The sequence below is a fragment of the Paenibacillus sp. SAFN-054 genome (assembly GCF_051966755.1).
Taxonomy (GTDB): Bacteria; Bacillota; Bacilli; order Paenibacillales; family Paenibacillaceae; genus Paenibacillus_AQ.
Genome location: NZ_JBQCKS010000008.1, coordinates 63,669 through 83,682, shown reverse-complemented (window position 1 = coordinate 83,682; position 20,014 = coordinate 63,669). Strand labels below are relative to the sequence as shown.

At 52.7% G+C, this 20,014-nt stretch carries 20 protein-coding genes; 14 read left to right on the top strand and 6 right to left on the bottom strand.

The genetic code is table 11. The annotated features are described in order from the left end of the window. Positions 1–132: 132 nt before the first annotated feature. Positions 133–600 (bottom strand): MarR family winged helix-turn-helix transcriptional regulator, encoded by a 468-nt coding sequence (locus tag ACTHPM_RS25685; protein WP_440398005.1) that lies wholly within the window; start codon positions 598–600, stop codon positions 133–135. 361 nt (positions 601–961) lie between these two features. On the opposite strand from ACTHPM_RS25685, the gene ACTHPM_RS25680 reads away from it, so the two are divergent. Together ACTHPM_RS25680 and ACTHPM_RS25675 are read left to right on the top strand one after the other, a co-directional pair. Continuing rightward, the gene (locus ACTHPM_RS25680; RefSeq protein WP_440398006.1) at positions 962–1,687 is read left to right on the top strand and encodes an ABC transporter ATP-binding protein; all 726 of its coding nucleotides are present in this window, start codon (positions 962–964) and stop codon (positions 1,685–1,687) included. 18 nt (positions 1,688–1,705) lie between these two features. After that, complete coding sequence (locus ACTHPM_RS25675) at positions 1,706–3,055, top strand: ABC transporter permease (protein ID WP_440398007.1); 1,350 nt, start codon at positions 1,706–1,708, stop codon at positions 3,053–3,055. A 115-nt stretch (positions 3,056–3,170) separates the two neighbouring features. Here ACTHPM_RS25675 and ACTHPM_RS25670 read toward each other — a convergent pair whose 3' ends face one another. After that, the gene (locus tag ACTHPM_RS25670) at positions 3,171–4,451 is read right to left on the bottom strand and encodes an NAD(P)/FAD-dependent oxidoreductase (protein ID WP_440398008.1); all 1,281 of its coding nucleotides are present in this window, start codon (positions 4,449–4,451) and stop codon (positions 3,171–3,173) included. Between the two features lie 309 nt (positions 4,452–4,760). Here ACTHPM_RS25670 and ACTHPM_RS25665 point away from each other — a divergent pair, with 309 nt between their 5' ends. From ACTHPM_RS25665 to nadE, 3 genes are all read left to right on the top strand, one after another. Continuing rightward, complete coding sequence (locus tag ACTHPM_RS25665; RefSeq protein WP_440398009.1) at positions 4,761–6,431, top strand: ATP-binding protein; 1,671 nt, start codon at positions 4,761–4,763, stop codon at positions 6,429–6,431. Positions 6,432–6,581: 150 nt separating this feature from the next. Then, positions 6,582–7,016, top strand: a complete 435-nt coding sequence (locus ACTHPM_RS25660; protein WP_440398010.1) for a BrxA/BrxB family bacilliredoxin — start codon at positions 6,582–6,584, stop codon at positions 7,014–7,016. 156 nt (positions 7,017–7,172) lie between these two features. Further along, entirely contained in the window at positions 7,173–7,982 is an 810-nt protein-coding gene (gene nadE, locus ACTHPM_RS25655) for an ammonia-dependent NAD(+) synthetase (RefSeq protein WP_440398011.1), read from the top strand. Between the two features lie 271 nt (positions 7,983–8,253). Here nadE and ACTHPM_RS25650 read toward each other — a convergent pair whose 3' ends face one another. Beyond that, on the bottom strand, positions 8,254–9,039 hold the full coding sequence (locus tag ACTHPM_RS25650) for a lysostaphin resistance A-like protein (protein WP_440398012.1): 786 nt from the start codon (positions 9,037–9,039) through the stop codon (positions 8,254–8,256). Continuing rightward, positions 9,011–9,568, bottom strand: a complete 558-nt coding sequence (locus ACTHPM_RS25645) for a PadR family transcriptional regulator (RefSeq protein ID WP_440398013.1) — start codon at positions 9,566–9,568, stop codon at positions 9,011–9,013. The genes ACTHPM_RS25650 and ACTHPM_RS25645 overlap by 29 nt, the downstream gene beginning before the upstream one ends. A 194-nt stretch (positions 9,569–9,762) precedes the next feature. Between ACTHPM_RS25645 and acpS the strand changes: the two genes are divergently transcribed. Then, positions 9,763–10,158, top strand: a complete 396-nt coding sequence (gene acpS / locus ACTHPM_RS25640) for a holo-ACP synthase (RefSeq protein WP_440398014.1) — start codon at positions 9,763–9,765, stop codon at positions 10,156–10,158. Between the two features lie 144 nt (positions 10,159–10,302). Further along, a complete protein-coding gene (mutY, locus tag ACTHPM_RS25635; protein ID WP_440398076.1) occupies positions 10,303–11,475 on the top strand; it encodes an A/G-specific adenine glycosylase in 1,173 nt (390 codons plus the stop codon). Between the two features lie 108 nt (positions 11,476–11,583). On the opposite strand, the gene ACTHPM_RS25630 is transcribed toward mutY, so the two are convergent. Further along, complete coding sequence (locus ACTHPM_RS25630) at positions 11,584–12,195, bottom strand: superoxide dismutase (protein WP_440398015.1); 612 nt, start codon at positions 12,193–12,195, stop codon at positions 11,584–11,586. Positions 12,196–12,717: 522 nt separating this feature from the next. Here ACTHPM_RS25630 and ACTHPM_RS25625 point away from each other — a divergent pair. From ACTHPM_RS25625 to folE, 6 genes are all read left to right on the top strand, one after another. Further along, positions 12,718–13,146, top strand: coding sequence for a GNAT family N-acetyltransferase (locus ACTHPM_RS25625; protein ID WP_440398016.1), 429 nt, complete (start codon positions 12,718–12,720; stop codon positions 13,144–13,146). Between the two features lie 234 nt (positions 13,147–13,380). Then, positions 13,381–13,980 carry a signal peptidase I gene (lepB, locus tag ACTHPM_RS25620; RefSeq protein ID WP_440398017.1) on the top strand — a complete coding sequence of 200 codons (600 nt, stop codon included), beginning with the start codon at positions 13,381–13,383 and terminating at the stop codon, positions 13,978–13,980. A gap of 36 nt (positions 13,981–14,016) precedes the next feature. Further along, the gene (queG, locus tag ACTHPM_RS25615) at positions 14,017–15,792 is read left to right on the top strand and encodes a tRNA epoxyqueuosine(34) reductase QueG (RefSeq protein ID WP_440398018.1); all 1,776 of its coding nucleotides are present in this window, start codon (positions 14,017–14,019) and stop codon (positions 15,790–15,792) included. 57 nt (positions 15,793–15,849) lie between these two features. Further along, complete coding sequence (locus ACTHPM_RS25610; protein WP_440398019.1) at positions 15,850–16,884, top strand: HD-GYP domain-containing protein; 1,035 nt, start codon at positions 15,850–15,852, stop codon at positions 16,882–16,884. Between the two features lie 93 nt (positions 16,885–16,977). Then, positions 16,978–17,214, top strand: a complete 237-nt coding sequence (locus ACTHPM_RS25605; protein ID WP_440398020.1) for a YneF family protein — start codon at positions 16,978–16,980, stop codon at positions 17,212–17,214. A gap of 60 nt (positions 17,215–17,274) precedes the next feature. Further along, the gene (folE, locus tag ACTHPM_RS25600) at positions 17,275–17,868 is read left to right on the top strand and encodes a GTP cyclohydrolase I FolE (protein WP_440398021.1); all 594 of its coding nucleotides are present in this window, start codon (positions 17,275–17,277) and stop codon (positions 17,866–17,868) included. 92 nt (positions 17,869–17,960) lie between these two features. On the opposite strand, the gene ACTHPM_RS25595 is transcribed toward folE, so the two are convergent. Then, complete coding sequence (locus ACTHPM_RS25595; protein ID WP_440398022.1) at positions 17,961–18,992, bottom strand: alpha/beta hydrolase; 1,032 nt, start codon at positions 18,990–18,992, stop codon at positions 17,961–17,963. 278 nt (positions 18,993–19,270) lie between these two features. On the opposite strand from ACTHPM_RS25595, the gene ACTHPM_RS25590 reads away from it, so the two are divergent. Continuing rightward, positions 19,271–20,011 (top strand): IclR family transcriptional regulator, encoded by a 741-nt coding sequence (locus tag ACTHPM_RS25590; RefSeq protein WP_440398023.1) that lies wholly within the window; start codon positions 19,271–19,273, stop codon positions 20,009–20,011. The last annotated feature ends 3 nt before the right edge of the window (positions 20,012–20,014 follow it).

The following is a 20,014-nucleotide window of genomic DNA, read 5'->3' as shown; positions in this document are numbered from 1 at the left end:
CCCTATCTGAGGCTTCAGGGTTCAAAAAGGAAAAGGACATCCCTCCCGTTTGCGGTGTACGCAAACGTAGGGATGTCCTTTTTTGGGTGCTGCCTGAACCACGGCCGACCGGAATGCCGCATCAGAGTGCGATTATTTACGCAGGGAGGGCGTCAGTCTTTCGGCCTGCATGCCAAGCTTTTTCAGCAGATCGATCAGCTGCGCTTTCTCCTCGTCGCTGAGTCCGCTGAATGCATGATGAATCCGCTCGGTATATTTGGGATACAGCTCGTTCATGAGGGCCTCGCCCACGGGCGTCAGTTCCGCATAAATCACGCGGCGGTCATTGGGGCAGGGTCTGCGGTGGATATACCCGCGCTCCTCCAGCTTGTCGATGACATACGTGACGTTACCGCTCTGCAGCAGCAGCTTGGAGCCGATCTGCTGGATCGGCTGCGAACCTTTATAATAGAGTACCTCCATGACCGCAAAAGCCGTGGGATTAAAGCCTTCGATTTTGCTGTTGATGACGGCATGCTCGTTGATGCTTTTGAAGCTTTTGGCGAACACGCGGTACAGATGCAGAGACAACTGGGCATCACGTTCCTGTGCATGAATCATGATTATTCCCGCCTTTATATTCATTTATTGCTGCATTTTAAACATCCGGACTCGTGCCGCATATTAGAAAGTGGACTAGGCAAGGTGGTCTCTCGTTATCCGATAAGAGCCGTTAAGGGCACAATTTTGCATAATCTTCGTATCGTATTCTTATCATAGCGCCTCGTTCCGGTGAAAAACATGTGATTTGTCACATTCCATCGGGTTTGAAACATTAAAATTTGTACTAAATTTGATCCGCGGTTGGAAGTGGAACTGAAACTGTATGTTGTCCCTGCCGTATGAATAGTAAAGTTGATGTAGACACCGAAGGAGCCTGCAAGGGGCGCGGCATATGATTTCGGAATTCAAGGCAAGGAGGATGGACATGCAAACGACGAACGATGAATCCGCGCTGCTGGATGTATACATAGAGGAAGCGGGATATGAAGAAGGCCACCCGCGGATCCGCGACGTGATGTTTCAGGTACATGCCGGGGAGCTGCTCGGGCTGATCGGTCCGAACGGAGCCGGAAAAAGCACCACGATCAAAACGCTGCTCGGCTTGCTTAAATATGCCAAGACGAGGGTATCCATCGGCGGCAGCTCCGGAAGGTATGCCTATGTTCCGGAACAGCCGGTCTTTCACGATGATTTGACGCTGTGGGAGCATATGGATTTGGCAGCGGCCGTTTACGGACTGGAGTATGAATCCTTTTGCCGGTCGGCGGACCTTCTGCTGCGCCAGTTCGGGATGGAAGAGGTGAAGCATGATCTGCCGGGCGGATTCTCCAAAGGGATGAAGCAGAAGATGATGCTGATGCTCGGATTTCTAAGCAAACCGGACGTATATATCGTGGACGAGCCCTTCATCGGACTGGATCCCCGTGCGACCAAGGACTTTTTGCAGCTGCTGGATGAAGAGCGACGTCGCGGCGCCGCTGTGTTGATGTCCACGCATGTGCTGGATACGGCAGAGAGAATATGCGACAGGTTCGTTATGATCGCCTCCGGAAGGACGGTTGCCGCAGGAACGCTTGAGGATATCCGGGAAGCGGCGGGGCTTCCCGGAGCTTCGCTATTCGACTGCTTTGATAAGCTAACATAAGAAACCGACTTAGAGTGTTTGCCATCATCCGATCTTCCGGGCCGTAAACGTCATCGGCTTAGGGGATATCGGCTGGATCCGAAGAAAGGGGGGAACGACATCGGAAGGAATAACAAAGGCTATCAGTTTCCAGACCCGGCGAGCCTGTTCAGGCGCCGGCTGAAGAGCCATATTCGGGACAGGGTGAACGTGGTGCGTTCGATCGTGGATGACTGGACCGTGCTGCTGTATATCCTCATTCCGGGCCTGCTGCTGGGCGGAAGATTGTATTATGGCCTATGGAGGCATCCTCTTCCGGAATGGGCTGCCTCGCTTCCATTTGCGCTCATGCCTGCCCTGCTCCTGATTGTGGCATCTATGGGAAGCATCCTGCTGCTCGTGCATGAGGCGGATGTGCTGTTCATGATTCAGCGGCGGTCGTGGATGCAGGGAGTGATGATCCGCAGCAGCCTGTACAGCATGGCAGCCGCAGCGCTCAAAACCTCAATTGGTTACCTGATACTGCTTCCTTTTCTGGTCAGGCAGTTCCATCAGGATGTACCGTCGGTGTTCGGCCTGCTGATGTTTACGATCACTTTTGAATGGGTGCTGATGTGGTCCAAGCATTTAATTGCGGTACAAACGAGAGGCTGGAAGAGGTGGCTGCTGTTCGTTCCGTTCGCGTTCGTCGCGTCCGCGCTGTATGGAGCCTTTGCCGTTTGGTTCAGGCAGGAGCCGGTTATACTTGCCCTCGGAGCTATAGTGCTCGCTGCCGTAACCCTTATTTTGCTGATAGCAAGGCTTCGCCTCCGGGGAACCTTTATGATCGACGTTCAGGAGGATTTGAAGAATCGGACGGAACTGACGAGTCTGGCGCTGAGCCAGGCCGTGGACAAGCCCCGGCGCATCCGCAAAAAAACGTGGGTATTCCGCCGCTCCGGATCTGTATTTCGTTCGACGGAGCCTTCGAAACGAATCGCGGGCGCGATGATTAAAACGCTGCTGCGGTACCCTAAACAGCTCATGCTCTATGCGCAGTATGCGGGCATCAGCGCCGTCGTGCTGCTGACCGTGCCTAGCGGAGTGAATATGGTTGCCTTCGCTGCACTGCATATGCTGCTGGTGTTCTGGCTGTTCCTCCAGTGGTTCAGCTTCAGGCAGGACGCGTTCGTGTCCCTGCTGCCATGGTCGTATGAGCAAAATGCGAAGTCCAGCCTCATTGCGGTCCGTGCTCTGCTGCTGCCGTTCGCGGTGCTCGCATCCGCTGCCCTGTTATTTGGAGCGGGGGTGAGCGTATGGATTGCCGTCATTGGCATTATACCGCTTTCGGCCGTGACCGCCTGGGTGATTCCGTATGCCATGCGCAGGTTTATGCTCAGTAAGGGGTAGCGGCCGCCTTCATTTCTTGCTTATGAAAAAAGCCCGGATTTCCTTGATGGAAATCCGGGCTTCATTTGTTAAGTGCCTTAAATTGAACATTTGCTTGGCAGCCTTAATCTGAACGTTAGCTGGAAACGCTGTGGCCCGCCGTTTGCGCCGCATGCATACCGGCCGTATAACCCGTGGAGAAGGCTGCGGTAATGTTGTAGCCGCCGGTATACCCGTGAATGTCCAGAATCTCTCCGCAGAAATACAGACCCGGCATCAGCTTCGATTCCATCGTTTTCGGATGAATTTCCTTCAGGTTGACCCCGCCCCCGGTAACGAAGGCTTCCTCGATCGATTTGGTGCCGGTAACCTGAATGGCAAACTTTTTCAGGATATCGACAAAAGCCGACCACTGCTGCTTCGGCAGGTGGGCGAACGTGGCGTCGCCGTCTAGCTCGGCCCGCTCCAGAAGCAGCGGCAGCATGCGTTCAGGAACTGTTCCTTTCAGCACGTTTTTGATGGCCTTTTTCGGCTCTGCTGCCAGCTTGTCCCGCAGCATGCGATCGAGCTCATGAGGAGGCAGGTCGGGAAACAAGTCCACAGCCATCTCGACTTGGTTCACCTTGAATTTGATTTTTACCTGGCGGATAAACTGGCTGCACCGCAGAGCGATCGGGCCGGAGAGGCCGAAATGGGTAAATATCATGTCCCCGCGATGTCCGATCGTCTTCTTGCCTTTCGGATTCCATACGGACAGCTCCACGTCCCGCAGCGACAAGCCCTGGAGCTCCTTGGAAGCGATCCAGCTTTCGCGGGACACGATGGGAACCTCGGTGGCATACAGCTCGGTAATCGTATGTCCGGCTGCCTCCGCCCAAGGATAACCGTCACCCGTCGATCCGGTATGGGGCACGGACTTTCCGCCTGTGGCAAGGATGACGGCCTGCGCGCGGCAGGTTGCTCCCGAGACGAGCTTTACACCGGCAGCTTGTCCGTGTTCATAGAGCACTTCGGCCACGGGCGTGTCCGTTTTGATCTCAACGCCCAGCCTGCGGACTTCGCTGACAAGGGTGTTCACCACGCTGGCTGCCTTATCGGAGACCGGGAACATTCTCCCGTTATCCTCTTCCTTCAGGGCGATGCCTAAGCTTTCAAAAAAGTTCATGATATCCCGGTTGTTGAAATGCTGGAACGCGCTGTACAAGAAGCGGCCGTTGCCTGGAATATGAGCGATCAAATCCTCGGTCTCCTTGGCATTGGTCACGTTGCAGCGGCCGCCTCCCGAGATGCCCAGCTTGCAGCCAAGCTTGCTTCCCTTATCGAGAAGCAGGACCGAGGCGCCGTTTCTTGCAGCCGCGATGCAGGCCATGAGGCCAGCGGAACCGCCTCCAACGACAATGACGTTATAGGTTTTCACGTTTTTCTCTCCTTCTGACGGATAACTCGAAGGTCCATGTTTTAAATGTACCTTTTTAGGATATATCAGGGTATATTGTAATATAGTGTAGGCTGTGATTTAATCAACATGTGGATCGCTTTTTTTTAATAAGTTGATTACTATATTTCAATGAATATCAGTTCATTTATTTTCGTCGCTATTTCCTGCAGAAACAGATATGCTCTATAGGTGTCACACAAGTGAAATGGATCTGTATTTAGGCCCGCACGGAAGAGGGAGGGACTTGCGATCATTTATGCACTGAAAAATATTATAACACAGGTGCTCATGGCGGGTTCGTTTGCGTTTTTGTTCCCGCTGACGCTCGACAAATATGTCCGTACCCTCAGGCGAAAGAAGAGGCTCGGCTCCACGGGTTTTGAATTCGTCATCATTATATCGAGCGCTTTGAGCATTTTGCTGTGTTCGCTGTTTTCCACCTCGCTGTTTCAACTGATCCCTCTGAATCTGGGCATACTGCCGCTCTTCATCGGCATGCTTTATGGAGGATTTAAAAGCGGGCTTCCGCTCGCAGGACTTTATCTGCTTTGCGATTATTCTTTTAGTGAAGTTTGGTCTGTCTCAGGACTTATTTTACATACCGGGTTGCTGCTTTATCCATTGTTAGTCTGGCTGTCCCCAAGGTTTCGGAAGGGAACCCTTACCGATAAAATCAATAAGCTGTGGATGTGCCTTCTGCCTGCCATGCTCCTCCTCACTGCATCCCCGATTATTGAGGATCCTTCCCTAAAATTATCCGACGCAGGGTCCATGCTGATCGTCCTGTTCTACATCATGGTTTGCATGTTCGCCGGCGGCGCGGTGATTTACGTCATTGAATTCGCTTTGGAGAAGCTGCTGCTGAAGGAGCAGATCAAGGGCATCTCCGAAAAATACCTGCGCGAGGAGGAGAAGCTCCAGCAGGTCATGGACGTGGCCCCCCTGTGCATGGTATCCGTGGATAACGATGGGAACGTCACAAGCGTTAACGAAATGATGATGAATTTATTCAAGAGCAGAATGCCGGAACTTACGAAAAACGAAATTCTCGGGCAGCCGCTCAGCTCCTTCGTCGATATGATGGAAAAGGACTATATCAGTTACCGGATTGGCCAAGCCTTGAAAGGCGTCAAAATGGACAACGAGCTGATCCGAATCGGTTCCCAGATACACTATACGAGCACGTCGCCGCTCACTAACAGCTACACCGGCGAGATTCTTGGAGCCGTACTTGTCATACAGGATATTACAGAGCTTGAGAGACTGCGAAGTGAGCTCGGGAATGTGGAGAGGCTCAGCCTGGTCGGGCAGATGGCGGCCAGCATTACGCATGAAATCCGCAATCCGATGGCCGTGGTGCGCGGTTTTCTGCAGCTGATGAAGGAGAAAAGTCCGGAATCGCTTGATCATTATTACCGGATCGTCATGGAGGAGCTGGACCGCGCGAACGGAATCATCAATGACTTCCTTTCCCTTGCGCAGAACCGTATCTCCGAAAAGGAGCAGTGGCATCTGCATCAAATCATTAACGACCTGAGTCCACTTCTATGGGCGGACGCGAATTTGCGCGGCCAGACGATCGAGCTCGTGATGGACGAATTTGTGCCGAAGCTCAGCCTGAATGCCAAGGAAATCAAACAACTGCTGCTCAATCTTGCGCGCAACGGGATGGAGGCGATGGAGGAAAAGGGTAAGCTCACCATTCAAACACGCCTGAAACCGCAGGAGCAAATCGTGGAGCTGATCGTAAGTGATACGGGGGTAGGCATGTCCAAAAGCCGCCAGGAGCGGCTGTTCGAGCCGTTCTTTACCACCAAAGCCAAGGGGACCGGACTGGGTCTTGCGTTATGTCTCAGCATCGTGGAGCGCCATGGAGGCAAAATCCTCGTTGAGTCGGAGGAAGGCAAGGGCACAACCTTTATTATCCAGCTTCCGTTCACGGATTCCGGAGTTTTATAGAGCCATAGTCGCCTTTGTTCCGGCGTTGTCTCTTGATTTCAGGGATGCTGGAGGTATAATATGTTCTATATGCAAATATAAAATGAACTGAAGGATCGCTTTGGTTCGGATTATATATCTGATATTTCGCAGATTAGGAGTGATTAGAACATGTCTATGTCTTTTGACAGATATATGAAGGATATGATTCAACCGATGCGCGACGAGCTTACCAGCCTCGGCATCAAGGAGCTTAGAACACCGGAAGAGGTAGAAACCTATTTGCCGGATGCTCAGGGAACGACTTTGGTGGTTGTAAACTCCGTATGCGGCTGCGCAGCGGGACAATGCCGCCCAGGCGTTGCGTTGGCGCTGCAAAATGATTTGGTGCCAGACAACCTGTTCACGGTATTCGCAGGACAGGATAAGGAAGCAACGGCCAAAGCGAGAGAATATTTTGCTCCATACCCGCCTTCTTCCCCTTCCATTGCCGTTCTGAAAGATGGACAGCTCGTTCATTTCATCGAGCGTCATCAAATTGAAGACCGCTCGGCGCAGGAAATTGCCGAGGATTTAACTGAAGCGTTTGACCGTGTGTGCCGTTAATCGGCACGGCACGCAGCAATACTGCCCCGGATATTCGGATTACCGATATGCGGGGCTTTCGTGTTTTTGGTGATGCGTCATGCTTACAGGGACAAGCTAAGCACTAAATGCTGCTATACGGTGTCAAGCTAGAAAGAGGAGAAGAGGTGTGATTGGATGAGCATGCAGGAAGATATTATTGCGGCTTTGGGGGTCAAACCGAGTATTAATGAAGAAGCCGAAGTCCGGCGAAGAGTGGATTTCCTGAAATCGTACGTGAAGAATGCCGGAGCCAAGGGGCTGCTGATCGCCATCAGTGGCGGGATCGACAGCGCGGTCGCTGCCGGTCTGTGCAAGCGGGCCACAGATGAGCTGACTAAGGAAACAGGCAAGGAATACATAACGCTGGGCGTGTTCCAGCCCTACGGCGAGCAGGAGGATATCGAACACAGCTATGCCGTGGCTAAAGCATTTGAACTGAAGCATGCAGCCGAAACCAACATTGAAGACGCGGTGACCGAAATATCGCTGGAAGCTGAGCAGGGGCTGAAGCAGCTCGGCGTTCACCGCCACCTGACGCCGCAGGGCAAGGGCAACGTCAAAGCGAGAACCCGGATGGTGCTGCAGTACGCGCTTGCCTTTGAGCTGAACCTGCTCGTAGTGGGCACGGATCACGCTTCCGAAGCGATAACCGGCTTCTACACGAAGTGGGGAGACGGAGCTGTCGATATAACGCCGATGAGCAGCTTGAACAAACGTCAAGTCCGCCAGCTCGCCGCTTATCTGGGCGTACCGCAGGAAATTGTGGACAAGGTGCCTACCGCCGGCTTGTGGGAAGGACAGACCGACGAGAAGGAGCTCGGCATCTCCTACGATGAGAACAGCGACTACCTGGAGGGCAAAGAGATTGGCCCGGCCGCGAAGGAGCGTCTGGAGAGCTATTACAAGCGAACCTCGCACAAGCGAAATGCAATCCCGGGGATTTAGAAGCGAGAACCCTCGCGGGACTTGCAGCGTCTGACCGGGGAGCGTCCTTCAAAATCACAAAAGCTACTATGGACTCGTCACCAAAATAATCAAGCCGCCGGAAATATCCGGCGGCTTTTCTTTGCGCTCATCAGGTTATTAAAGTCGGACTCACCATCGAAGCAGCGGAGCGGGCAATGATTGCGAACAAGCGTTAACGCTCACAGCAATGACTGCAGCGGAACGTCCTCTAGAAAGACAAAGTTTATTGGCTTCGTGAATTTGCACAGCTTCACGCCATCTCTTGTGACGCACCCGGAACCTTAGGCAGGGCCGGATTCTTTCTCAGACTGAACATTAGCCATACGCAGTGCAGAAGCAGGATCACCAGAACGACATAGTCCCAAACGGAGACCCCGCGGCCGTCTTGGCCGAGAAACTGGAGCAGATTATGTATGAAATGATAGAGGATCAGCGGAATGATGTTTCTATTCTTGACGATGAGCAAGGCTAGAGCCGCGCCGGTGAGAAGAGCATAGACGAGCTGAACGACCGTATCCTCGGCGCTTTGTCCGGACAGCATGTTCAGGACATGCGTGACGGAGAACAAGAGGCTGGACGTGACGACGGCGGTCGTGATGCCTTTGTGGCGGAGAAGAATATGCAGGATCAGCCCCCGGTAGACGGTTTCTTCCACGAACCCGACCAGCAGGGTGAAGAAGACGAAGAACATGGCCTCCTGGAACGTGAAGCTTCGGAAGCCGTTCGCTGCAACGCAAATCAGGACAATCACGAGCGGAAGGTAGTAGATCAAAGTTTGCGGCGGAATGTCCGCGAGCGGCCGGAAGCCGTACCGCTTCCAGCTCTTTTTCCAGGTCAGGCGCACGATGAGGACAAGGGAAATCGGAATGAAGGCGATCAGCACCGGTGCGGTGTAGCTCAGCTGCTGGATCGTGGCATAAGCTCCGGCGGTGAACATCGCCACGAGTAGCGCAAGCTCGATGATCACGACGCTGAGCACGGGGCGCTTTTCGGTGAATCGGGTAGGGCTAAGGCTTGCGGGGTTGGCTGCTTTCATGGTTCGGTTCAGCTCCTTTGATTAATTGCTCAACATATTCTTTTTCCATTTTAAAAAAATGCATGCCGTAAGATAGCACGGATACTCTGTAATAATGCTTTTGCGGATCCGGGAGCTCGGCGAGCTCTCCGGCCACAATCTGCTCGACGGCCTGCAGTCGCCCGATTTCCTGGTTCAGCTTCTGCTGGTATTCCGCAAGCCGCTCGCTCCGGGTTTCCTCGTCCAGGTAATCATAGAAAAATACCTTCAGCAAAAACTCGTTGCGGCTGAGCGCGAGCGGCTCTCCGAGCCAAGCAATGAAATGCTGCCGGCCTTGGGGAAGGAGGGAATAGAGCTTCTTATTCTTGCTGCTGCCTTCCTCCTCTGCCACGGAAATCCATTCTTTGTCTGACAGGCGCTTCAGCGCGGGATAGAGACTGCCGAAGCTTGCTTTGTAGAACATGCCGATGGACAAGTCGATCGTTTTTTTCATGTCATAGCCGCTCATGCTGCCTTCCATCAGCAGTCCCAAAATGATGTATTCAAGCATGTTATCCACCTCTTATGTATCGATTCGATATATCGTTTCGATACATAATATAACGAATACTTTTCCAGAGGTCAATCCTTTTTTTACAAATGTTTCTTTCGATTCAGGCATGAAAACTTGTAGACATAACTCGCATCGCGGAAGGTCTCCTGATACAATAAGGTTTGAATGTCTTCGGAAGGATGGTGTGGTCATTGATTCACGGGATCGGGCATGATGTGCTGGAAATCAAACGGCTTTCGCTGCTGCTGAGCGGACAGCTCGGGTACCGGTTCATGGAGCGGGTATTGACGGAGAAAGAGCGGGAAGAAGCCAGAAGAAGGGGCGGAAAGCTGACGGAATTCGTTGCGGGCCGTTTTGCCGCGAAGGAAGCGATCTCCAAAGCTTTCGGCTGCGGGATTGGCAGTATCATCGGCTTTGCGGACATGGAAATTTTGCCGGATTCCTGGGGAAGGCCGGTAGCATCCTTAAGCCCGGGAGCATGGGAACGCCTACAACTTCCGGGGGAACCGGATTATATTATTCATTTGACCATTTCCCATCAGACAGAGCTGGCTTCCGCATTCGCGGTTGTCGAAAGAACCGTGTAGGTATATAAAATGATCTAAAGTTTGACCGTGCTTCTCCTGGATTCCATCTGGAAGACAGGCGATGTGCTTTCCCTTTCTTTAATTCAATTTATATAGCAAACAGCATTCAGGGAAAAGAAAGCCGGAAGGAATGGAATGAGTTATATGAACCAGACAGATCATAAAAAGTTTTTTAGCCATCATTTACTGGAATGGTATATGCAAAATAAAAGGGATCTGCCGTGGCGCCGCCACCGCAATCCTTACTATATTTGGGTATCCGAGATTATGCTGCAGCAAACGCGCGTAGATACCGTTATTCCTTATTTTCACCGTTTTATCGAACGGTTCCCGACCGTCGAGGACCTGGCGGATGCGCCCGAGCAGGATGTGCTGAAATGCTGGGAAGGCCTTGGTTATTACTCGCGCGCAAGAAACCTGCAGGCAGCAGCTAAACAGGTGAAGGAGCTGCACGGTGGACAAGTGCCGGACGACAAAGCTTCGGTATTCGCCTTGAAGGGTGTTGGCCCATATACGGCGGGCGCTGTGCTGAGCATTGCCTTTAACAAGCCGGAGCCTGCGGTGGACGGAAACGTCATGCGCGTGCTTTCCCGTTACTTTCTGATCGAGGAAGATATCATGAAGGGCAGTACGCGCTCGTTCATGGAAGGCCTGGTCGTGGAATTGATTCCCGAAGGACGGGCCTCCGACTTCAATCAGGCGCTGATGGAGCTTGGCGCGCTCGTCTGTACGCCAAAGTCGCCGCACTGCCTGACCTGTCCTGTCATGGAGCATTGTGCCGCCAGGCTCGAAGGCGTGGAGGAATCGCTGCCGGTGAAGACCAAAGCGAAGCCGCCGCGTCCGGAATACCGGGTCGTTGCTCTCGTCGAAGGAACCGGGGGACATGCAGGCAAGGTGCTGATCCGCCAGCGGCCGCAGGAAGGGCTTCTGGCCCGCATGTGGGAGCTGCCGCATGTACAGGTGCCGCAAAGCCGCAGCGGCCGTCTGCCGGACGAGCCGGCGATGGATATCGTGGTGGGCGCGCTGCTGGAAGAGGGGATCGCTGTAAGGCCTGAAGGTTACATGATGGATGCCGAGCATACGTTCAGCCATATTCATTGGAACCTGCAGGTATACCGCTGCCGCGAAGAGGATTTGCCTATGGCCGCGGAGTCGCAAGCTGCGTACGAGCTTGTGCTGGAGCATGCTGCCGCCGAAGAGAAGGCAGGGCCGCATCATCGCTGGATCAGCGAGGAGGATATGGCGCTGTATGCTTTTCCAAATGTGTTCCTGAAAATTCTCAGGGAGCATTTTAAGCTGGAGAAGGACTCAAAGTAGCATCAACTTAGCATGCTGCGGTTAAAGAACATAAAAAGAACCGTCCCTTGGAGGGACGGTTCTTTTGTATTGCCGGGCTGGTGCGCCCGAAACCGTGAACCATACAGATTAAACGGCTTCTTCGTAACGCTTGCTCACGGCATCCCAGTTTACAACGTTCCAGAAAGCAGCGATGTAATCAGGGCGTTTGTTTTGATATTTCAGGTAGTAAGCATGCTCCCAAACGTCCAATCCAAGAATCGGAGTTTGACCTTCCATGATTGGATTGTCTTGGTTTGGCGTGCTTGTTACAGCCAGCTTGCCGTCTTTGTTCACAACGAGCCAAGCCCAGCCGCTTCCGAAACGGGTTGTAGCCGCTTTGGCGAAATCTTCTTTGAACTTATCGAAACCGCCAAGTTCTTGGTCGATCGCTTCAGCCAGCTTGCCGCTCGGTGCGCCGCCGCCGTTTGGTCCGATCGTTTCCCAGAACAGGGAGTGGTTCGCATGGCCGCCGCCGTTGTTGCGAACGGCAGTACGGATGCCTTCAGGTACGCTGTCAAGGTTTGCGATCAGCTCGTCTAAGCTTTTATTTTGCAGTTCAGGAGCGCTTTCCAGAGCCGCATTCAAGTTGGTTACATACGTGTTATGGTGACGATCGTGGTGGATCTCCATCGTTTGTGCGTCGATATGAGGCTCGAGCGCATTGTTAGGGTAAGGAAGTGCAGGTAATTGAAATGCCATGATAAATACCTCCTGTAAATGTTTTTTATAAGAGCTCCATGCAAATGGACCTCTATTCATAAAGAAACCTTTGCTGAGCAGCAAAAGAGTCCTTTAATGACCGGATTATGTAACCTGGACTACAGCCATATAAATGAATTAAAGTTTAACGTTTGTTTCCCCGATCTTTCGTTCGATGGATACAAATACAATTAAACCGTATTTTTTCAATTAAATCAACATTTATGTTTATAAAGTCGGCTTGCGTTTGGGCCCCGTACATAACTCGTCTTATCCATTACCCTTTCTATCAATATTTATGCGGACAAAATGACCATTATATGGTTATTTTACTAATATTACAATGAAAACGCTTGCTATAAAGCGCTTTCAAAAGAAAATGCGTGTTTTTTAAAGAAAACTATGATTTAATGGATGATAAAGAAGGAATTTAACGGTTTTTGTCGTAATATTAATTCTGGATTAAAGAAGAGCTTGTCTTCCAAGGATCCAAACAAGCTGACGAAAAGGGAGATTTAAGACATGCAGGTTCGTTCCTTTCAGTTAAGTGATTGTAGCAGCGTCACCGAGTTGATGCAGGTTGCCTTGTCCGAAGAGTGTTACCGTAATACGATGGGACCGTTCTCCAGGCAATTGTCCTGGGATTCGGAGTTAATCATGGTTGCAGAGGAAGACGATGAAATCGTGGGGGCGCTGATCGGCACGATCGAGCATAACCACGGCTGCTATTACCGCATCGCCATTCATCCCGACTATCGCCGCCAAGGCATTGGCAAGGCGCTCGTAGCGGCCATGGAACAGCGCTTTCAGGTCCGCAAGGTAAGCCGGATCATGATTGCCGGAGATGAGCACAACAAAGCCGCAATGCCGCTGTATGAAGCGATGGGCTACGGTGCCAACAAAATTTTGGAAGCCTTTCAAAAGCTCAGCATCATCAGTCCACAGCACTAATCTTTCTTACACCTGCGGATGACCTCCAAGTTGATACAAATTATAAACTTCTTGCCGGTCGCTATCAAATGCTTTACGTACCAAATCATAGAAATTCCAGAAGTGGACAGCCTATTGTGAATTGTCAAAAAACAATATTTTCTATATTGAGCATATCTTTACTGCCGTTGCAAAACCGCGTAAGATATGCTTTTCTGTATATAAGGGGAATTTGTCTATAAAATGAGGTGTAGCATGAATCAAGCAAAGCAGCGTGAACCCGGGTATTCGGAAGCCGATCCGGCAGACAAGCCGGAACCGAAGCCACGCAGTCTATCCTCCGAGGTGTGGGACTGGGCTAAAACCATCGTTATCGCTTTTGTCATCATGATGCTTCTGAATTTATTCGTCTTCAATCTGTCGATGGTCAAAGGACAGTCCATGCAGCCGACATTGTATGAAAAGGAAAGGCTGTTTATCGATAAAATCGTGTATGACTTCAAGGCGCCCAGCCGGGGAGAAATCGTCGTGCTGCATGATCCGAGCGACGGACCGGACAAGAAGGAATTTCTGGTCAAACGTATCATCGGCATTCCCGGCGACATCATTGAAGTGAAGGACCATAAGCTCTACGTGAACGGGCAGCAGAAGGCCGAGCCTTATACCGAAGTGGAGATTCAGGATGCCGATTTCAGTCCGCTCACGCTGGACAAGGAGCATTATTTCGTCATGGGGGACAACCGTCATGCAGGCGCCAGCAAGGACAGCCGTTCCTTCGGCAGCGTGACCGCGAAGGATATTGTGGGCAGGGCCGAGTTCATCTTCTGGCCGGTATCCCAAATCAGAGGCTTATAATGACGCGTTATCCAGGCAGAAAAGGAGGCGAGAGAGATGACAGCTGTTAAGACCTCTGGGTATGCTCCTTCGCCTTCCCCATGGGAGCTGCTGAAGCAAGAAATCAAGGAGGTTGCGGCAGCATTCGGCATAGACGACATCGGATTTGCCTCCGCAGACCCTTTTACATCACTGAAATCGATTCTGCAAAACCACCGCGATCTTGGTTATGAGTCTGGCTTCGAGGAGCCCGATCTGGATAAACGCGTAACCCCCGCACTTCCTTCCGCTGAGCCTGCTTCGCTCATTTCCATCGCCGTTGCCTATTCTTCCAAAATGAATGACGCTCCCAAAAACGAGCCGGGCATGTACCGGGGCGTTTTGTCGCGTTCTTCGTGGGGGAGGGACTACCATCATGTACTGCGCGAGGCGATGGGGAAGCTCGAGGCATTTATCCGGGAACGGGTGCCGGACGCGGTGCTGGAGAGCATGGTAGATACCGGGGAGCTTGTCGACCGGGCCGTAGCAGAACGGGCGGGCATTGGTTTCAGCGGCAAAAACTGCTGTGTGATTTCACCGAAATGGGGATCCTGGATCTTTCTCGGGGAGCTGGTAACGAACATTCCTTTTCCGCCGGATAAGCCGGTGACAGAGGATTGCGGAGATTGCACTCTATGCATCGATGCTTGCCCTACCGGTGCTCTTGTGGGTCCGGGGCAGCTGAATGCACAGCGCTGCATATCCTTTTTAACGCAGTCCAAAGGATTCCTGACGGACGAGGTCATGCGCAAGATCGGCAACCGTCTGTACGGCTGCGATACCTGTCAGGTGATCTGTCCGAAGAACAAAGGGAAGCACTGGACGCATCATGAAGAGCTGCTGCCGGTGCCGGACAAGGACAGGCCGCTGCTGCTGCCGATCCTGGATCTAACCAACCGGGAATTCAAAGAGAAATTCGGAGAGAGCGCAGCCGCTTGGCGGGGACGAAAGCCCATACAGCGCAATGCGGTGATCGCGCTTGGCAATTACAAAGATAAATCTGCGGTGCCCAAACTGGGAGAGGTACTGCTGAACGACCCACGGCCGGAGCTGCGGGGAACCGCCGCCTGGTCGCTGGGACGCATAGGAGGCGAAGAGGCATTGAACATCATGAATAAAGCCATGGCTTCCGAGCAGGACGAGAAGGTCCGGGAAATGCTCGGGGAAGCGCAGGAACAACTTCAATCGCAAACGACGGCGGACACAGCAGCAACAGAAAGTGAAGGACCGAAATTTACGGCTGCTCTGGGTGGAGAGCCGGAAACGATATATTACGATGAAATGCAGTCCATCATCGGGCCGTTAACGCTATGTGCAACCGACAAAGGACTATGCCTGATCGAATTCGGGAGCTTCCACGTGAAGGAAGCCGTACTCCAGCAATGGTCGCGCACCTGGTGCGGAGGCGGGGATTTCGAGCATGACGACGAGCGGCTGGCAGAAGCGAAGCGTCAGCTGGGAGAGTATTTCGCTGGGCAGCGCCAAACGTTCGATCTGATGCTGGATTTGCGGGGAACACCTTTTCAGCTACAGGTTTGGTCGACTCTGACCGATATTCCATATGGAGAGATTCGTTCTTACGGGGTGATCGCGGAGAAGATTAAACGACCGAAGGCCATCAGAGCCGTCGGCGGAGCCATTAATAAAAACCCGGTTCCGGTTATCGTTCCGTGCCACCGTGTGCTTGAAAGCGACGGCAGCCTGACGGGCTACCGCGGCGGGCTTGAAACCAAGCGCCAGCTTTTAAGCCTGGAAGATTCGCTTCCCGAAAGAAATACGAGGATCGAAGAGTAAAGCGGCGACAGGCTTGACGTGAACGGATAGCGGCTGCTGGAAATCGGGGGGAGAATCATGAGGTATATCAGCATTGATCAGGTAGAGCCCGGACAATTTTTAGGCAAAACGATATATTCCGGAAACGGCACGGTGCTTCTGTCCGCAGGGGTACAGCTGACGGTGTACATGATCAGCACCTTAAACCGGATCGGCGTAACCATGTTATACATTCAGGATCCGATGTTCGATGACGTCGATACCGACGACATGCTCAGCGAAGCGACCAAGCAGAGCATCATTCATGAGATGTGCAACGTGTTTGAAGCCGTGCGGTCCGGCAAGGACTGGAATACGCATCTGATTGGCAGCAGCGTGGAATGTCTCCTGGAGGACGTGATGAGCAACAAGGAGATGCTGGTGCAGCTGACCGACATCCGGACGGCGGACAACAGCCAGTACATTCATGCGATGAATGTCTGCCTGCTGTCTTCCGTGATAGGCATCAACATGGGGCTTAATTATCAGCAGTTGAAAGAGCTTGCCACCGGGGCTTTGATGCATGACATCGGAAAAAGCGGCTTGAGCCTTGAGGATGAGATTATGCCCGGCCTCAAATCCCACCACACCTGGAGAGGATTCGAGAAGCTGAAGAACAAGAGGGATTTCAGCCTTCTGGTTGCCCATGTGGCTTTGCAGCACCATGAACAGGTTGATGGATTCGGCCTTCCGCGCGGACTGACGGGAGATGAGATACATCTGTATGCCAAAATCGTAGCCGCGGCGAATACCTATGACCGGCTGATCCATCCGATTCTTCCGAAAGCGAAGAGCCTGCTGCCGCATGAGGCCTGCGAGGAAATGATGGCCATGTCGGAGAAGCAGCTGGACTATGAAGTGCTGATTCATTTCAACAAGATGGTCTCCATTTACCCCAATGGATCTGGCGTCCGTCTGTCCACAAAGGAGACCGGCGTGGTCGTGAGCCAGCACCGTGGCCTTCCGGGACGCCCGGTGATCCGAATCGTGCGCGGCGAAGCGAACCATCTGGACGTCAAGGAGCTTGATCTGGCGCAGGAAACGACGGTTTTTATTGAGGCTGTTTTATCGTAGAAATCCATTTGCTAGGCGCTTGGGGACATGCTATGATAGGTTCGTGTTGCTAAGCACGCAAAGTATTGATCTATAAATATGAGGTGGCTGAATATGCAATATGTCATTCCTGTGATTACGCTGATTGTCGGCTTAATCGGCGGCTTTTTTATCGGCGTGTTTTATTTGCGCAAGCAAATGGAAAAGATGCAAAGTGATCCGCAAATGCTTCAAAAGATGGCTAAACAGATGGGGTATAATCTGAACAACCGCCAAATGCAGAAAGCTCAGCAAATGATGAAGAACAATCCGCAGCAGTTTACGAACAAAAAGGGCGGAAAACGCAAGTAAGCCAAGGGTCTTGGGATTCGCAAGAAGAAAATCAGGAGGTCACGAGAGGAGGTCAGTGCCGTGGCTGGCGTTAAAGATTACGCAAATACGAATGTTCAGGAAAATCGTGATAAAGTCGAGTACCATATACAGCAAATCTTGCAATTGATCGGTGAGGACCCGCAAAGGGAAGGGCTTCTGGAAACCCCTGCGCGCGTGGCCCGGATGTACGAGGAAATTTTTGCGGGCTATGAAGTGGACCCGAGAGACGTGCTGGGCGTTACCTTTGACGAGAATCATGAGGAGCTCGTGATCGTGAAGGATATCGTGTACTACAGCCAGTGTGAGCATCATATGGCGCCGTTTTTCGGCAAGGTGCACATCGGCTACATTCCAAGCGGCAAAATTGCCGGTCTCAGCAAGCTGGCCCGTCTGGTCGAGGCAGTGACCCGCCGTTTGCAGGTTCAGGAGCGCATCACTTCGCAAATCGCCGACATCATGGTCGACGTGCTGCAGCCTCATGGCGTGATGGTTGTCGTGGAGGGCGAGCATCTATGCATGTGCGCACGCGGCGTGAAGAAGCCCGGCAGCAAAACGGTCACTTCCGGCGTGCGCGGCATTTTCCGGGAAGATCCTGCGGCCAGAGCCGAGTTTCTGTCTTTGATCAAAGGCTGATTGCAAGCAATAAAAAAGAAGGCATCTCCGAAGGGCTGTGGAAGAACCCTCGGGGATGCCTTTTTTTGTGTGTGATTGAGCTGTCGTCCGGCTTAAGGCTTGTTCTTCATAAGCGGCTCATTGTCGATATCCTTCTGTTCCGCCAGCTTCACGTTGCTGAGGAAGGCGGAGACGCGGCGCAGATACTCGCGCGGATGCTCCCGGAATATGAGCTCATGATGGCTGTCTTTGACGATCCATACGTCCGAGTAGGGGTTCGTCTGATTGGCTGCCAATTTCTCGGCGATCGGATAGGGGGCTTTCTCATCCTCCGTGCCGTGAATGAAAAAGATCGGGAACGGATAATCTTCCTTTTTCACCTGCTGATACGGAATCTGGTGCAGGCTGGTTCCGTTCAGCACGGGGAACAGCAGCTCCAGTATTTCCAGCGACGGATGCCGCGGCAGATCAATCTGGTTCTTGATGTTGTGGTACAGCGTATCCGGCTCCAGCAGAAAGCTGCTGTCCAGAATCATCGCATCGACGTCCTTGGTCTGAAGCCCCGCCTGCAGGGCAGTCCCTGCACCCATGGAAAAGCCCCATACAACGATCTGCTTCGCGCCGCGCTGTTTGGCCAGCTCGATCGCACCGAGCAGCTGTTTGGACTCCACCTTGCCGCCTGTGGCCACGGCTTTGCTGTTCTGGGCCGCGAAACCGTAATCAAACATGATGACATTAAAATTCATGCGATGGGCGTAGTGGGCCAAATCATACATCGGGATCCACGTTTCCTCGCGGTTAGCCCCGTATCCGTGACTGAAGACGATCGTTTTCTTCGATCCTTCGGCGGGAATGTACCAGCCATGCATCATCCGGCTTCCGTCCAGCGCAGGGAAGGTGACGTTCTCGTATGCCATGTGCTTTGCCTGCATCGGGTTGGAATAGAGCGGGGCAACGGTCGGATTCGAGAGTACCCATGCGATATAAGCATGCAGCGCGATAAAGCAAAAGATCAGGAAAAATAAAACGGACAGCAGCAGAGCTACCAATATATGCTTCACGCGTATGAGCCGCGGTGTGAGCGGTATGGGTGTTTCGGTCAGGGGGCGAGATGCTTGGACGTCGTTTCGTGTTGCCATGTTCATGCTGGCCCCTCCTTCTATTAAAATGGCTAATTCTAGTTTAGCTTGTAGGCAGCGAATACGAAACAGATAAAATTTTACTCTATATCCTATGCTGCGGGACGCCTAATGTCAATCAGCCCGGCCCATTTGTAAATGAAATGTAATGATCGGGGGGCGGCGCGCCTTCTTGGGAAGGATAAGTACAATTTTGCGAAAAAGTGGACTTTAGGCGCTGAATTTCTTATAATTATTGTAACCATGTTTCATGTGGTGAAACATTAAGAGGGGCGGGATCTGGAATGGAAGACCGCAAATTGACCGTACGCGCGGTTGAACGCGCACTTGATATATTGATGTGCTTTACGAGAAGCAGCGAGCTTGGACTGACCGAAATTGCCGGACAAATCCACCTTCATAAAAGCACGGTGCATCGTTTGCTGACAACCCTTGAAGAGAAGGGGTTTGTTGTCCGGGACGCGGCAACGGAGAAGTACCGCCTGGGGCTCCGGGTATGGGAGCTGTCCACGCATCTTTCCAAGAGCGATGATCCGGCCGTCCTGTTCCTGCCCGGGATGGAACGGCTCCGCGACCGGCTGGGCGAGACGGTAAGCCTGTATCTCAGGGACGGGAAGGACCGGCTGCGGATCCAGGCCGTACAGAGCAATCAGGCGATTCGCCGGGTAGCGCAGGTCGGTGCGCGGCTTCCCCTGTACGTCGGAGCTTCGAGCAAGGTGCTCGTCGCCTTTGCTTCGCCGGAAGATCAGCGGGAGCTGTTTCAGGATCCCGAATGGCCGGACATGCCGGACAAGGACGGATACATACGCATGCTGGAGGAAATCAGGGAGCAGGGATACGCCACGAGCTTCGAGGAGCGGGAACCGGGCGCCGCTGCGGTCGCCGTACCGATCGTGGGCCGAAGCGGGGAAGTGGCGGCAGCCTTGTCTGTATCCGGCCCCGTCAGCCGGATCTCGACCGATACGCTGCACGAGTTCGCTCCCGTGCTGAAGGAGGCTGCCCGTCAGATGGGCCTGATGATTTAAGCT